This is a genomic window from Neisseria sp. CCUG17229, assembly GCF_047839235.1.
Classification (GTDB): Bacteria; Pseudomonadota; Gammaproteobacteria; order Burkholderiales; family Neisseriaceae; genus Neisseria; species Neisseria brasiliensis.
On sequence record NZ_CP181247.1, the window covers coordinates 1,967,994 to 1,982,643 of the forward strand.

16 protein-coding genes are annotated in these 14,650 nt (G+C 50.7%); 7 read left to right on the plus strand and 9 right to left on the minus strand.

Annotated elements, in window-relative coordinates; genetic code table 11:
• Nucleotides 1-21 precede the first annotated feature (21 nt).
• The 3 genes from ACM67B_RS09365 (at nt 22) to dtd (ending at nt 2,295) form a co-directional block, all read left to right on the plus strand.
• A complete protein-coding gene (locus ACM67B_RS09365) occupies nt 22-894 on the plus strand; it encodes a peptidylprolyl isomerase (protein ID WP_416189390.1) in 873 nt (290 codons plus the stop codon).
• Between the two features lie 19 nt (nt 895-913).
• A complete protein-coding gene (locus ACM67B_RS09370) occupies nt 914-1,672 on the plus strand; it encodes a peptidyl-prolyl cis-trans isomerase (protein WP_416189391.1) in 759 nt (252 codons plus the stop codon).
• Nucleotides 1,673-1,833: 161 nt separating this feature from the next.
• Nucleotides 1,834-2,295 (plus strand): D-aminoacyl-tRNA deacylase, encoded by a 462-nt coding sequence (dtd, locus tag ACM67B_RS09375; RefSeq protein WP_416189392.1) that lies wholly within the window; start codon nt 1,834-1,836, stop codon nt 2,293-2,295.
• 261 nt (nt 2,296-2,556) lie between these two features.
• Here dtd and ACM67B_RS09380 read toward each other — a convergent pair whose 3' ends face one another.
• The 6 genes from ACM67B_RS09380 to ACM67B_RS09405 all read right to left on the minus strand — a co-directional run bounded on the left by ACM67B_RS09380 (nt 2,557) and on the right by ACM67B_RS09405 (nt 9,358).
• Complete coding sequence (locus ACM67B_RS09380; RefSeq protein ID WP_416189393.1) at nt 2,557-3,084, minus strand: gluconokinase, GntK/IdnK-type; 528 nt, start codon at nt 3,082-3,084, stop codon at nt 2,557-2,559.
• A 10-nt stretch (nt 3,085-3,094) separates the two neighbouring features.
• The gene (locus tag ACM67B_RS09385; protein WP_416189394.1) at nt 3,095-4,480 is read right to left on the minus strand and encodes a GntP family permease; all 1,386 of its coding nucleotides are present in this window, start codon (nt 4,478-4,480) and stop codon (nt 3,095-3,097) included.
• 232 nt (nt 4,481-4,712) lie between these two features.
• Nucleotides 4,713-8,147 carry a DNA polymerase III subunit alpha gene (gene dnaE, locus ACM67B_RS09390; RefSeq protein WP_416189395.1) on the minus strand — a complete coding sequence of 1,145 codons (3,435 nt, stop codon included), beginning with the start codon at nt 8,145-8,147 and terminating at the stop codon, nt 4,713-4,715.
• A 104-nt stretch (nt 8,148-8,251) separates the two neighbouring features.
• Nucleotides 8,252-8,548, minus strand: coding sequence for an ArsR/SmtB family transcription factor (locus tag ACM67B_RS09395; protein WP_095503758.1), 297 nt, complete (start codon nt 8,546-8,548; stop codon nt 8,252-8,254).
• Nucleotides 8,549-8,602: 54 nt separating this feature from the next.
• Complete coding sequence (locus ACM67B_RS09400; protein ID WP_416189396.1) at nt 8,603-9,139, minus strand: rhodanese family protein; 537 nt, start codon at nt 9,137-9,139, stop codon at nt 8,603-8,605.
• 30 nt (nt 9,140-9,169) lie between these two features.
• Entirely contained in the window at nt 9,170-9,358 is a 189-nt protein-coding gene (locus ACM67B_RS09405) for a DUF2892 domain-containing protein (protein WP_416189397.1), read from the minus strand.
• Nucleotides 9,359-9,492: 134 nt separating this feature from the next.
• On the opposite strand from ACM67B_RS09405, the gene ACM67B_RS09410 reads away from it, so the two are divergent.
• The 3 genes from ACM67B_RS09410 (at nt 9,493) to ACM67B_RS09420 (ending at nt 10,818) form a co-directional block, all read left to right on the plus strand.
• Nucleotides 9,493-9,726, plus strand: a complete 234-nt coding sequence (locus ACM67B_RS09410) for an RNA-binding S4 domain-containing protein (RefSeq protein ID WP_095501864.1) — start codon at nt 9,493-9,495, stop codon at nt 9,724-9,726.
• The gene (locus ACM67B_RS09415) at nt 9,704-9,904 is read left to right on the plus strand and encodes an oxidoreductase-like domain-containing protein (protein WP_100562501.1); all 201 of its coding nucleotides are present in this window, start codon (nt 9,704-9,706) and stop codon (nt 9,902-9,904) included. The genes ACM67B_RS09410 and ACM67B_RS09415 overlap by 23 nt, the downstream gene beginning before the upstream one ends.
• Nucleotides 9,905-9,975: 71 nt before the next feature.
• Nucleotides 9,976-10,818 (plus strand): PHP domain-containing protein, encoded by an 843-nt coding sequence (locus ACM67B_RS09420; protein ID WP_416189398.1) that lies wholly within the window; start codon nt 9,976-9,978, stop codon nt 10,816-10,818.
• A 65-nt stretch (nt 10,819-10,883) separates the two neighbouring features.
• Here the strand turns inward: ACM67B_RS09420 and ACM67B_RS09425 are convergent, their stop codons facing one another.
• A complete protein-coding gene (locus tag ACM67B_RS09425; RefSeq protein ID WP_416189399.1) occupies nt 10,884-12,458 on the minus strand; it encodes an inorganic phosphate transporter in 1,575 nt (524 codons plus the stop codon).
• Between the two features lie 197 nt (nt 12,459-12,655).
• Between ACM67B_RS09425 and ACM67B_RS09430 the strand changes: the two genes are divergently transcribed.
• Entirely contained in the window at nt 12,656-13,759 is a 1,104-nt protein-coding gene (locus tag ACM67B_RS09430) for an anhydro-N-acetylmuramic acid kinase (protein ID WP_416189400.1), read from the plus strand.
• A 178-nt stretch (nt 13,760-13,937) separates the two neighbouring features.
• Here the strand turns inward: ACM67B_RS09430 and rpmG are convergent, their stop codons facing one another.
• Both rpmG and rpmB read right to left on the minus strand, forming a co-directional pair.
• The gene (gene rpmG / locus ACM67B_RS09435; RefSeq protein WP_003684373.1) at nt 13,938-14,093 is read right to left on the minus strand and encodes a 50S ribosomal protein L33; all 156 of its coding nucleotides are present in this window, start codon (nt 14,091-14,093) and stop codon (nt 13,938-13,940) included.
• Nucleotides 14,094-14,125: 32 nt separating this feature from the next.
• The gene (gene rpmB, locus ACM67B_RS09440) at nt 14,126-14,359 is read right to left on the minus strand and encodes a 50S ribosomal protein L28 (RefSeq protein ID WP_002216391.1); all 234 of its coding nucleotides are present in this window, start codon (nt 14,357-14,359) and stop codon (nt 14,126-14,128) included.
• Between the last annotated feature and the right edge of the window lie 291 nt (nt 14,360-14,650).

Genomic DNA, 14,650 nt, shown 5'->3' on the forward strand with positions numbered 1-14,650 from the left:
CAACAACCAATTGGGAAATTTATGAAAAAAACCTATTTTGCTTCGGCCGTATTGTTCGCCCTTGCCTCAGGCAGCCTGTTGGCGCAAACCTTAGTGACCGTAAACGGCCAAGCCATCGACAGCAGCGTGATTGATGCGCAAGTAAAAGCGATTCGCGCTGAAAACAAACAAGTGCAAGACACCCCTGCCCTGCGCCGCAACCTGACCGAACGCCAAGTGATTTCCACCGTGGTCGGCCAAGAAGCCAAACGCTTGAAATTAGACCAAAGCGCAGAATACAAACAAGCCTTGCAACAAGCGCGTGATGCAGCCAATAAAAGCGGTGCGGCCAAAAAAGCCAACTTCAAAACCGAATGGGCGGTATTTGAAGGCGAATTGCTAGGCCAAGCCTATGCCGCCCATGTGGCCAAACAAAATCCGGTGCAGGAAAAAGACGTTAAAGCCGCCTACGACGATTTCAGCAAATTCTACAAAGGCACGCAAGAAGTGCAATTGGGCGAAATTGTCACCAACAACAGCGCCGATGCCGAAAAGGCCATTGCCGATTTGAAAGCCAAAAAAAGCTTCAGCAGCGTGGTGAAACAATACTCGATTGATCCGCAAGCCAAACAAAGCGGCAGCATTCCGAATGCGTATGTACCGCTGAAAGACTTGCAACAATCTACGCCACCTTTGTATGACGCAGTAAAAGACCTGAAAAAAGGCGGTGTGACTGCCAAGCCATTGCAAAACGGCAATGTTTACGGCGTATTCTATGTAAACGACCGTCGCAACATCACCCTGCCGACTTACGAACAGGCCAAAAACGACATCGGCCGCGATTTGCAAGCTGCCCGCATTGATGCTTCAGTGCAATCGCTGCTGCAAAAAGCCGACATCAAACCGGGCAAATAACTCAGCAACGGAGTAAACGATGAAGTATCAAACGGCGGTTGCCGGCATGGCAGCAGCAGCGGTGGCCGGATTGGCGATTGCCAAAGCACCGGAAATCCCTGCCGCACGCATCGACAGCATGGTGAAAGAAGTGTTGCGTCAGGCCGACCAACATCCCAACCAAACGTCCAAACCGGATGGCGCGGCCATCCGCAAGGATGTGGTGCGTCAGTTGCAGACGTTTGAAGTGTTGAAAAACGAGGCTATCAAGGTCGGATTGGATAAAGACCCTGAAGTGCAAAACCAATTCCAAACCATGGAAGCCCAGTTTTACGCCACGCAATACGCGCAATATTTGGAACGCAACACCACTGTTGACGATAACGATTTGTATAAAATCTACGATCAGCAAACGCGCATGATTAAGCTACAGCAAGTGAGCTTCAAGAGCGAGCAAGAAGCCCACGCTGCACTGGAATTACTGCGCAAAGGCTTGTCGTTTGATGATTTGATGAAGCGTTATCCGAATCCGGAACAAGCGTTCAACGAATTCATCATGCCGCAACAATTGCCGCCGTATATGGCTGAAATTGTCGAGCCGATGAGCCGTGGTGATGTGACGCATCAGCCGGTGAAGCTGCAGGATCAGTTTTATCTGTTTAAACTCAGTGCAGTCGAGCGTAATCCTGAAGCGCAACCGTTTGAATTGGTTCGCAACCAACTGGCGCAACAGGCCAAGCAGCAAAAAGTGCGCCGTCAGATTGACGACTTGCTGAAGGCCAACGGCATCAGCCGCTGATGATGCATTAAAGCATGGAGAGGCCGTCTGAAATTCAGTTTTTCAGACGGCCTTTTTCTATTCAACACCCTTTTTATCTTTTATGATGCGTTTTTCGCACTTATTAAAAGATTATCCCATACTGGCTTTCAGACGGCCTTAAAACTTTACAAAGGAACATCATGCGCGCAGTGATTCAAAAAGTAACCCGTGCCCAAGTCGATATTATTGAAAACGACAACCGCGACACCAGCGGTAAAATCGACAACGGCTTCATGATTTTACTGGGCGTGACCCACGACGACACCGAAGCCGATGCCCGCTACATTGCCGATAAAACCGCCAACCTGCGTATTTTTGAAGACGAAAATGGCAAGCTGAATTTGTCGCTTAAAGATGTCGGTGGCTCGGTTTTATTGGTGTCGCAATTTACTTTATATGCCGATGCCCGCAGCGGCCGCCGCCCTTCTTTCTCGCATGCTGCCCCTGCTACCCAAGCCGATGCTTTGTATCAACTTACGGCAAAATATCTGCGCGAACATGGCTTAACAGTGGAAACCGGCCGCTTTCAAACACATATGCAGGTGACGCTGTGCAATGACGGGCCGGTGACGCTGCTGTTGGATTCGCACAAGCTGTTTTAGTTCATTGGTTTATCGATGGATAAAAAAAGGCCGTCTGAAATTTAACTTTCAGACGGCCTAATGTTGTACATACAGCAATGTAGAACAAGGGAATACAAACAAACATGCCGCAAGCAATTGCACCACGCTGAAAATGTAAAGCAAATTTTACCATTATTAATATAAAACAGGAATACTTTTCAAAAATATCGTCGTTTGAAATAAAAAGGCCGTCTGAAATTTAACTTTCAGACGGCCTGAGACTTTTATGTGTAATGCTGCTTAATCATTCGGCAATAAGCCTTCTGCTTTCACCCAAGCAATGATATCGGCTTCTACCGCATCCGGCGAACCCGGGTTGTCGATTTTCACACCGTATTCATCGGCTTCCAGCTCTTCCAGAATTTCCAGCTGCGAATCGAGCATATCGGCTTTCATATAATGGCCTTTACGCGACATCATGCGCTCGAGATTCACTGCTTGCGGCGGAGTCAGGTGGATAAAGGCTACTTTGCCTTCTGCACCGCGTAAAATATCGCGGTATTGTTTTTTCAACGCAGAACAGGTCACAATCGAATACGCCGCACCGGCTTGCGCCTGCTCCGTCATCCAATCGCGCAGGTTACCCAGCCACGGATAGCGGTCTTCATCGGTCAGCGGAATACCTGCACCCATTTTGTCGCGGTTGGCTTGGGTGTGGAATTCGTCGCCTTCGGCATAGGCGCATTCGCCCAAGTTTTTCTGCAGCGACAAGGCTGCTGTGGTTTTACCGCAGCCGCATACGCCCATCATTACAAAATGTACGGTCATGTTGTTCTCCTTAAACGATGGCAAAGGCCAATGCCGACAAGGCAAAACCAATCAGGGCAATCAGGGTTTGGTTGACTGTCCATGTTTTCAGAGTGGTCGGCACATCCATATTCAGCAGGCGGCCAACCAGCCAGAAGCCGGAATCGTTAAAGTGGCTGCAACCGACCGAACCGGCTGCCGTGGCCAATACCACGCAAGCCAATTGCCAATCGCTGAAACCGGCCGCCATCACCGCAGGCGCCATCAAGGCTGCGGCAGTGGTTAAGGCCACCGTAGCAGAACCTTGCGCGATACGCAATGCCAAAGCCACCAAGAAACAGCCCAGCAACACCGGAATACCCAAATCAGCCATGCTGTCAGCCAAGGCTTTGCCAATGCCCGAAGCACGCAATACGCCGCCAAACATACCGCCTGCGCCGGTAATCAGGATCACCGAACACACCGGACCCAACGCGCCGTCGATGGTTTTTTCCAGCGCACTGGCTTTCTCACCACGCTTGCGGCCCAATACATACAAGGCCACCAATACCGAAATCAGCAGGGCTACCGGTGTCGAACCGATCATGCGCAAAACCTGTACCCACGTTTCATCGGCGCTGACGACTTGTTCACTGATTAAAGTGGCCAAACCGGTATTCAGAAAAATCAGCAACATCGGAATCAGCATAATGCCGATGACGGTTGAGGCACTGGCCGGCGCTTTCGGTGCATCGTCGTCTTGCTTACCACCGCTTAAGAAATCCGGCACAGGCACATGAATTCGGCGGCCTGAAATCTGACCCCATAAATAACCGCTGAAATACCATGTGATGAATGCAATCGGCAAACCAATCAGCAGCACATGGCCGATGTTGGCGCCATAAAATTCAGAAGCGGCAATCGGACCCGGATGCGGTGGCAGAAAAACGTGCATCACCGAAAATGCACCAATCGACGCCATCGCATACGGCAACACCGTCGCTTTCATACGGCGTGCAGTGGCAAATACAATCGGCAGCATTACCATCAAGCCCGCATCAAAGAAAATCGGGAAACCGAAAATCAGCGAAGCCACGCCCAAGGCAAATGGGGCGCGCTTTTCGCCAAACATGCGAATCAAGGCATCAGCCAATGATTGCGCACCACCCGATGTTTCCACCAAACGGCCGAGCATCGCGCCCAAGCCGACCAGCAAGGCTACGCCGCCGAGCGTGCCGCCGAAGTTTTTCACCAACACGTCATTGACGATATTGCCCATCGGCAAGCCGGTGGCAATCGCTGTCAGCAAGCTGACCAATACCAGCGTCACCAAAGCATGAATGCGGAATTTCACAATCATGACCAAAATCAGCAAAATTGCTGCCGCTGCAATGCCGAGCAAGCTGCCGGCGCTGAGCGTCTGCGTCCAATTTTCCATTGGGAACCCTTTCAATCAAATTTAAACAAACACACACAATCTATCAATAATTGACATAACCTTAGCACATATTAGACCTGTAATTTTATTAGATAACATTCGATTTTAATAAGCTTTTATTTTTCAAAATGAAATTTTTCAACAAAAATACATTTTTCTGATTAAAATCAAACAAAAAGGCCATCTGAAAGCTTATTTTCTTTCAGACGGCCTTGTGTTATTTTCGTTCTGCCTACCAAGTCACGCTCACCGCGCGGCTGCCCAGCAACACTTCCAAATCATGGAACAAATCGGCATCGGCTTTAATCATCCATTTTGGCGGAATTTTCAATTGCCCGTAGGCTTGCTCGTTGCTATACGACAATCGCAACGGAATCGGCGAGCCTTCACCTTGGCGGTTGGCATGAAGCATGGCGGCGAGCTTGGTGATGTCATGCTCGGGGCGTAAATCCAAGCTCAGGCCGCGTGCGTAGCTTTGGCGCGCCAATTGCAGCGTCATCACCTGATTGGCCATGATGCGCAAACCGTCGCCGCCGCCGTAATCATCGCGGCTGACTTTCGATTCGATAATCAGCACTTGGTCGGCTTTCAACAGTCCGGCGCATTGCTCCAAAGTTTGGCCGCTGACCATGATTTCGATTTGGCCGCTCAAATCTTCCAGCGTCACAAACGCCAGCTTGCCGCGCTTGCCCATCATGGTGCGCACTGATGTCACAAATCCGGCCAAGCGCACGCTGTCTTGCGGTTTCAGACGGCCTAATTTTGCCGGTGCGATTTTGCGCACTTCTTCGGCGTAAGGGCCGAACGGATGACCGGACAGATAAAAGCCGATAACTGTTTTTTCTTCAGCGAGCTTTTCCGATTCGCTCCACATCGGCACGTCAACCAATTTCACCGGCTCGATGGCATCGTCCATCATGTCGAACAAGCCGCCCTGATTGGCATTGGCCGCTTTTTGATCGGCATTGCCCATCGCCAAATCAATGTTGGCCAGCAACATGGCGCGATTGGGGTCTATGCTGTCAAACGCGCCGCCGCGGATTAAGGCTTCGAGCGTGCGGCGGTTCATGTGTTCTTTGCCGACACGCTCGCAGAAGTCAAGCAAGCCGGTAAATTTACCGCCCGCTTCCCGCGCGGCAATAATCGATTCCACCGCCGCTTCACCGGTGCCTTTAATCGCGCCCAAGGCATAGCGGATTTTACGGTCGGGATACGGCGTGAAGCGGTAGTCCGATTCGTTGATGTCGGGCGGCAGGAAGGTCAAACCGTTGGCGCGGCTGTCGTCATAAAAATGCTTGAGCTGGTCGGTATTGTCCAATTCAGACGACATGGTTGCGGCCATAAATTCAGCCGGATAATGCGCTTTGAGCCAAGCGGTTTGATACGAAATCAGCGCGTAGGCGGCGGCGTGCGATTTGTTGAAACCGTAGCCGGCGAATTTTTCCATGTAGTTGAAAATCTGGTCGGATTTTTCGCGCGAAATGCCTTGTTTGGCCGCACCTTCAGCAAAAATCTCGCGGTGTTTGACCATTTCTTCCGGTTTTTTCTTACCCATCGCACGACGCAACAAGTCGGCACCGCCAAGCGAGTAGCCACCGATAATCTGCGCCGCCTGCATCACCTGTTCTTGATACACCATAATGCCGTAGGTCGGCTCGAGAATTTCGGCCAGCATCGGGTGAATGTATTCAAACGGCTCGCCTTTCATGCGCGCGACAAAATCGGGAATGTTGTCCATCGGCCCCGGGCGGTAGAGCGACACGAAGGCAATCAATTCTTCAAACTTGGTCGTGTGCGCCGTTTTCAGCATTTTTTTCATGCCGGTCGATTCAAACTGGAACACGGCGGTCGTGTTGGCATCGCGGAAAATCTGATAGGCGGCTTGGTCGTCCAGCGGAATCGTGCCGACATCGACAATGTCGCCGCTGGTTTTTTTGATGTTGTTTTGCGCCATTTCGATAATGGTCAAGTTGCGCAAGCCCAAGAAGTCAAACTTCACCAAGCCCACGTCTTCCACGTCGCCTTTGTCGTACATCGACACGGGCGACGCTGACTCATCAGCCTGATACACGGGGCTGAAATCGGAAATTTTACCCGGTGCAATCAACACGCCACCCGCGTGCATACCCAAGCCGCGCGTTAAGTCTTCCAGCTTTTTCGCCAGTTCAATCAATTCTTGCGCTTCTTCTGCCGCAATTAGTTCACCGATTTGCGGCTCGGCTTCCATCGCCTTATCCAAGCTCAACGGCTTGTTGGCTTCCAGCGGAATCAGTTTCGACAGGCGGTCGCACAGCATAAACGGCAATTCCAACACCCGCCCCACATCGCGAATCACCGCTTTAGACGACATGGTGCCAAAGGTGACAATCTGGCTCACCGCTTCCGCACCATATTTCGCGCGCACGTATTCAATCACGCGACCACGATTGGCTTGGCAGAAATCGACGTCGAAGTCGGGCATGGATACGCGTTCAGGGTTCAAAAAACGTTCGAACAGCAAGGCATATTTCAGCGGATCAAGGTCGGTAATCTTCAAGGAATACGCCACCAACGAACCCGCACCCGAACCACGACCCGGCCCTACCGGACAGCCGTTGTTTTTCGCCCAGTTGATGAAGTCTTGTACGATCAGGAAATAGCCCGGAAAGCCCATCTGAATGATGATGTTCAACTCAAAATCCAAACGCGCCTGATATTCCGGCATTTTTTCTGCCCGCTCGGCCTCGTCGGGATAAAGCTGCACCATGCGCTCTTGCAAACCTTCGTTGGACAACACGCGCAAATAGTCGTCTAAGGTCATGCCTTCCGGTGTTGGGAAATCGGGCAGGAAGTTTTTACCCAGCGTGATATGCAGGTTGCAGCGTTTGGCGATTTCCACCGTGTTTTCCAACGCTTCGGGCAAATCGGCAAAACGCGCCACCATTTCTTGCGGGTTGATGAAATATTGGCTCGGCGAAAATTCGCGCGGGCGTTTTTTATCGCTCAACACCCAGCCGCCCGCCACGCACACGCGTGCTTCGTGGGCATTAAAGTCATCGCGGCTCATGAATTGGGTCGGGTGCGTGGCCACCACCGGTAAATCAAGTTCTTCCGCCAAGGTTACGCTGCCTGATACGGCAGTTTCCCATTCAGGGCGCTCCGGCAGGCGTTGCAATTCCAGATAAAAAGCATTGGGAAACCACGCCGCATATTTTTGCGCCGCTGCTTTGGCCGCTTCGGGGTGGCCGTTTAACAGGTTCACACCCACTTCACCGTAATGCGCGCCCGATAAGCAAATCAAGCCGCTGTTGTCGCCTTCGGCCAGCCAGCTTTGACGCAATTCGGCATGATCGACATTGCGGTCTTTGCCAACATAGGCGGCAGTCAAAAGTTCGCTCAAACGCAGATAGCCGGCATCGTTGCGGATAATCAGCATCGCACGAAACGGCTTTTCCGGCGCATCAGGGTTTTCAATCCACACATCCGCCCCGCCAATCGGCTTAATGCCCGCACCACGGCAGGCTTTGTAGAATTTCACCAAGCCGAATTGGTTCATCAAATCGCTCACGCCCAGCGCCGGCAAACCGTATTCCGCCGCTTTGGACACCAGCTTTTTAATCCGCACCATACCGTCGGTAATCGAAAATTCGGTATGCAGGCGCAGGGGGATGTAGGTTGGTTGAGTCATAGAAAATCAGGTAAAAAATTCACACTAAAGCGGTATTGTAGCAGGGTTTGAAACATCAAAGGCCGTCTGAAACATATTTTCAGACGGCCTTTGGGTTGAACCGATTATTCTGATTCGGCGCAGTAAAACGAATACAGCAATTCAATCATTTTGCCTACACGTTCATCGGCAATGTAGTAAAGGCGTTCGCGGTGGTTGACTTCGCAGGCGACCAAACCGGCTTCGCGTAACAAGGCCAACTGGCTCGACATCGCAGCTTGTGGCAAACCGGTGATTTGCGCCAGCTCGGTGACGTTGCGGCGTTGCGCGTGCAGGTTGCACAACACGGCCAAGCGGTTGGGATTGGCCAGCAGCTTCAAAAAGTCGGCCGCTTCGGCATATGGAGGATTTTCAAGATTCATGATGTTGCTTAGATAAAAGACATTGCGCCATATTTTATCACAATGCCGGCCGCATCAGCTTGATTTTGCCTGTTGGCGCAAACTTTGGTTCCAGGGCATAAGCATCAGCAAACGCGCCATGCCGCAAAATCCGGTCAAGCCTGCCAACATCAACCCAGCACCGACCATGCCGCACAATAAATACAGCCACGGCGACACCAGCCAGCCGCCCAACGCGCCCAACAACGCCAGCGAGCCTGCACCGATTTGCACTTGGCGCATCAAATCCAACGGCTGGCTGCGGTTGATCACGGTCTCAAACCCGCCTGCCTTCCAGCCCTGTATGCCACGCTCCAAAATATAGGCAGTTTTGCCTTGTGCGGCTTGTTGCAATGCTGCCGCATTTTGTGCCGTGCGCATACCGGATTGACAATGGAACACCAACGTATCGGCGGCTGGCAAACTGTGTGTCGCCAGTTTATCCAACGGCACATTCACCGCACCATCAATATGTTCGCGCGCGTATTCGGCTGCACCGCGTACATCAATCAATGCCGCGCCACTCGCTAATTTTTGCCGCACTTCTTGCACGGAGAGGGTTTGAATGTTCATGACTTTACCTTTTTCAGACGATCAAACAGCCTATTTACGCGGACAAGTATTCACGCCAAGCAACGTGTACAAACCGCAAAATGAGAAGACACCGCTGGCCAACACCAACACGCCCAGCCAACCCCACCAGCCGATGGCGCCGGTAGCCGCTGCGATGATTAAAGCCAAGCCCACAATAATACGGATAGCGCGATCGATACCGCCGACATTGCGTTTCATCTTCCACTCCTTTTATATTAAGTTTTTTAAATGTATTAAAAATATAATATGAAGGACAACGCTTGTCAAGGCCGTCTGAAAAATTTTCAGACGGCCTGTGATACAATAAACACATTCAATTTAGGAACAGCAACATGGAAGCCACCGTCTATCTCGAAGACAACGAATACATCGCCTTATGCGACCTGCTCAAACTGGCCGGATTGGCCGAAAGCGGCGGCCAAGCGAAAGCTTTCATCGCCGAAGGTGCGGTGTTACGCAACGGCGAAGTGGAAACCCGCAAAACCGCCAAAATCCGCGGCGGCGAAGTGATTGAGTTTAACGGTGCGGTATTGGATATTGCCGATGGATACGACCCAGAAGACTAAAGCCGAAGCGCTGTTGGGCGAGCCGCTGCTCGACGAACCCGTACGCCCAGAAAGCTGGGAATGCTGCGGCAGCGATTGCGGCGATGCGTGTATTCAAACCATTTATTGGGACGAAAAAGCACGCTACGATGCGCAGCAGAAAAAGCTGCAAAATTTAGACTTATCAGAAGACAAATAAACCGATTCTTTTTCAGACGGCCTAATCATAGGCCGTCTGAAACTTTCTCTTTTCCCCAATATACACACACCATGATAGACCTTCACTGCCATTCCACCGTTTCAGACGGCCGCTTAACGCCTACCGAAGTGGTGCGCCTTGCCCATGCCAACGGCTGCACGATGCTGTCGTTGACTGATCACGACCACACCGGCGGTTTGATTGAAGCGCGTGCCGAAGCAAATGCGTTGGGGCTGCGTTTTATCAACGGCGTAGAAGTATCGGTGACATGGCGCGGCCGCACGATTCACATTGTCGGCTTGGATTTTGATAAGCAAAATACAACGCTGCAAAACTTATTGGCTACTGTACGTCAAGGCCGTCTGAACCGTTTGCAGGCGATTGCCGATAAATTGGCAAAAAAAGGCATACACGGCGCGTTTGATGGCGCGATGGCCTTAGTAACCAATCCGGAAATGGCCAGCCGCACCCACATTGCCGAGTTTCTGATTAACGAAGGCCATGTGCGCAACAAGCAGCAGGCGTTCAGCAAATATTTGGGCGACGGTAAACCATGTTCGGTGAAGCATGAATGGGCGGACTTGGACGAATGCGTGGCCGCCATCAACGGCGCAGGCGGTATGGCGGTGATTGCGCATCCGATGCGCTACGATTTGTCGGCCACGGCCAAGCGCAATTTGTTTGACGAATTCAAATCGCTCGGCGGCGCAGGCATGGAAGTACACAGCGGCAATTGCAATAAAAACGACCGCTTGAACTACGCGCTATTGGCCGAACGCCACGGTTTACTCGCCAGCTCAGGCAGCGACTTTCACCGCCTGAACGATTTCTCCGGCGGCATACTCGGCGCTTGTCCCGAATTGCCGGAAAACTGTCGGCCGGTTTGGCAGCATTTTAAAGCCCAAGCCGTCTGAAATCAGCAAATACAAAAAAGGCCGTCTGAAAGCATTCCCTTTCAGACGGCCTTTGATTTTTTTATTTAAAACACCGCTTGCAAAATCAGATAACACACCACCGACAATGCAGCCGCAGCCGGTAAGGTAATTACCCAAGCCAAGCCGATTGGTTTCATCAACGCCCAGTTGGCGTTGCGGTTCACTAAGCCAATGCCCAATACCGCGCCAACCAAAATATGCGTACTCGATACCGGCAAACCCATCAATGAAGCGGCCATCACCACTGAAGCGGCCGACAATTCTGCCGTAAAACCTGATGCCGGATGCATGGCAGCCAAGCTGGTGCCGACGGTTTTAATTACTTCTTTACCGACAAACCATAAGCCGACAATCAAGGCGATACCAAACGTCAGCATCGCAATCGGCGGCACCGGGTTTTGCGCGTTGATGTCGCCGGTGCGCAATACATCCATAATCGCGGCAAACGGACCGATGGCATTGGCAATGTCGTTGGCACCATGACTGAAGGCAAAGCCACAAGCGGTAAAGACCTGCATCCAAGAAAACATTTGAAAAGTCGATTTGCCCAAGTCTTTGCGTTTCAGGCTTTTGGCAAACACAAATGTTGCCATCCAAATCGCCGCACCGATCATGAAGATGGTCAGAAAGCTGTTGACATTACTCATACCCAATTGCAGATTTTTCAAACCTTTAAAAATCAGCATCGCCGATATGATCATACCGCCGACCGAAGCAATCAACGGTACCCATGAATGCAGCGCTTTATACGAATCGACGCTGTTTTTGCGGTTGTCGATTTCATACAGGCCGCGGTAATAATCGGATTGCAATTCGGCCGGATCAAATTCAGGCTCGTTGTAAATTTCTGCATCGCGGGAAATTTTGGTGGCGTAGTCCACTTTACCCGCTTCGTCTAAGGTTTCAAAAAACAGGCGGTATTGCTCTTTGTAGGCTTTCTTTTCCTGCTTAATCGCTTTGAGTGTTTTGTCTGCCCAAGCATTGTAATCCAACACATATTTTTTGATTTGCGAGAATACCACATAAGAAACCAAACCGCCCAATACCGGCGAGAGTACCCAAGAAATGGCGATTTCGCCCAGTTTGCCCCATTTAATCAAGGCACCGGCATCAACATGCGACATAAACGCCAAACACAGCGAACTGCCGACAATACCGCCGATAATCGCATGGGTAGTTGATACCGGCAGGCCTTTGCGCGAAGCAAACAATAGCCACAATGCTGCTGCCAACAAGGCCGACATCATGATGTAGACAAACTGCATAGGCTCGAGGCTCATCGCGCCCAAATCGACAATGCCTTTTCGGATGGTGTCGGTCACTTGGCCGCCGGCAATCACCGCACCGCTGACTTCAAACACCGCCGCAATAATCAAGGCTTGCGGAATAGTTAACGTACCGGAACCGACACTGGTACCAAACGAATTGGCAATGTCATTACCACCGACGTTAAACGCCATAAACACGCCAAACACGGTCGCCAAAAGAAACAGCGCGGTATGGTTGTGGTGGGTGTAACCCAAACCCCAATAAATAAAATAGCCGACCATGCCCACAAGCATAGCGGCAAATAAGGCATTAATCAGCTTTAAGTTCGCACTCGGTTGAGCCTGACCCATGGATGGATTCCTTTAAAACAGTTGAAGCGAGCCTGTTAAGTATTACAGTATGGTTACAATATTGTAACATAATCTTGCATTGTAACCGTTTTGCCGAAATTGTTGCAGATTTATTTCCGTTTATCGGCTAAATTTCCATTCAGCCAGCCAACTTGGTCAAATCGCGTTAAAATAGCCGTTTTTCCCATAGAATTCTCATGAGTAGCCAATACTATATCGGCATCATGTCCGGCACCAGCATGGACGGTGCGGATGCCGTTTTAATCCGCATGCAGGGCGCCAACTGGCAAGCCGCCGTCGATCACAGCTTTACCCCTTTTTCAGACGGCTTGAGACAAGAATTATTGGCGCTGCAAAATACCGGCAGCAACGAGTTACACCGCAGCTTTATGCTCTCGCAAACCCTAAGCCGCCTGTATGCCGACACCGTCAACCAGCTCTTGCGCCAACAAAATCTCACACCTGAAGACATCACCGCCATCGGCTGCCACGGCCAAACCGTGCGCCACGCACCGGAAAACGGTTACAGCGTGCAATTGGCTAATTTGCCACTCTTGGCCGAGTTGACCGGCATTTTTACCATTGGTGATTTCCGCAGCCGTGATTTGGCTGCCGGCGGACAAGGCGCACCATTGGTGCCTGCCTTTCATCATGCGCTGTTTTACCATGAAGAAGAAACCCGTGTGGTGCTGAACATCGGCGGCATTTCCAATATCAGCGTTTTACCGCCCGATGCACCGGCATTCGGCTTCGATACCGGCCCCGGCAATATGCTGATGGACGCATGGATGCAACACATCTGGCAGCTTCCTTACGACCGCAACGGCGAAAAAGCCGCACAAGGTAAACTGTTGCCCGAATTGCTCACTGCCCTGCTCGACCATCCTTATTTTGCCCAGCCTTACCCGAAAAGCACCGGTCGTGAATTGTTTTCACTGGAATGGTTACGAGGCCGTCTGAAAGGCGGCGAGCAGCCGGAAGACGTATTGCAAACCCTGCTCCAATACACTGCCTGCACCATTTTCACCGCCATCCGCCAAGCAGCGCCTGATGTCGGCAACATTTACGTTTGCGGCGGCGGCGTACAAAACCAAGCCTTGATGGATGCTTTGGAAACCTTAACCCGCCGTAAAAATATTGCCCTACACAGCACCGCCAAGCTGAATCTCGATCCGCAATGGGTTGAAGCGGCTGCCTTCGGTTGGCTGGCGGCTTGCTGGATCAACCGCATGCCGAGCAATCCACACCACGCAACCGGCGCACATAAGCCTTGTATTCTGGGGGCAGGCCATTACGCCTGACTTGGTTGGCAAGATGTTTTTATTTGAAACCTTTGCAAAAAAAACCGCTCAAATTAATCAAACAATTTGAGCGGTTTACGTTTGTAACGTGAAACCAAGCACCTTGATTGCACATATCAATCACATATAAAAAAGCCCTTGTTTGAACAAGGGCTTTTATTTCTACAAGCAACTTAAATTATTTCAATTTAGTTTCTTTGTAGATAACGTGTTTACGGGCTACTGGGTCAAATTTTTTGATTTCCAGTTTGCCAGGCATAGTGCGTTTGTTTTTGGTAGTGGTGTAAAAGTGGCCAGTACCAGCACTAGATTCCAATTTGATTTTATCGCGCATTGCAGTAATCCTTAATTATAAGCGTTCGTTAATTAAGCTTCGCCGCGAGCACGCAAATCAGCCAATACGACATCAATGCCTACTTTATCGATGGTGCGCAATGCAGCGTTAGAAACGCGCAAGCGAACCCAGCGGTTTTCACTTTCTACCCAGAAACGACGTGATTGCAAGTTAGGCAAAAAACGACGTTTGGTTTTGTTGTTGGCGTGTGATACGTTATTGCCAGACATCGGGCGCTTACCGGTCACTTTGCAAACTCGTGCCATGGTTAGTCTCCAAACTTCTAAAATAGTAAAACGCGATTTATACCATGAAAATCAGCGTTTGTTCAAGTCGTTTTCTGAAAAAACGTGATTTACAGGGGATAAAACCGCCTAATTGTTGTGTTCGCGAAACGCTTTGCTTCGCGAAGGGATAAAGATGAATTATAACGGATTTTTAGCTGGCGCGCATCTGTTGGCTACCAAAAATACAATCCAATGCCATCTGAAAAATATAGGGCTTATTCCTGTAAACTACAAAAAAGCCCTACTTATGCAGGGCTTTTGATTATTGCT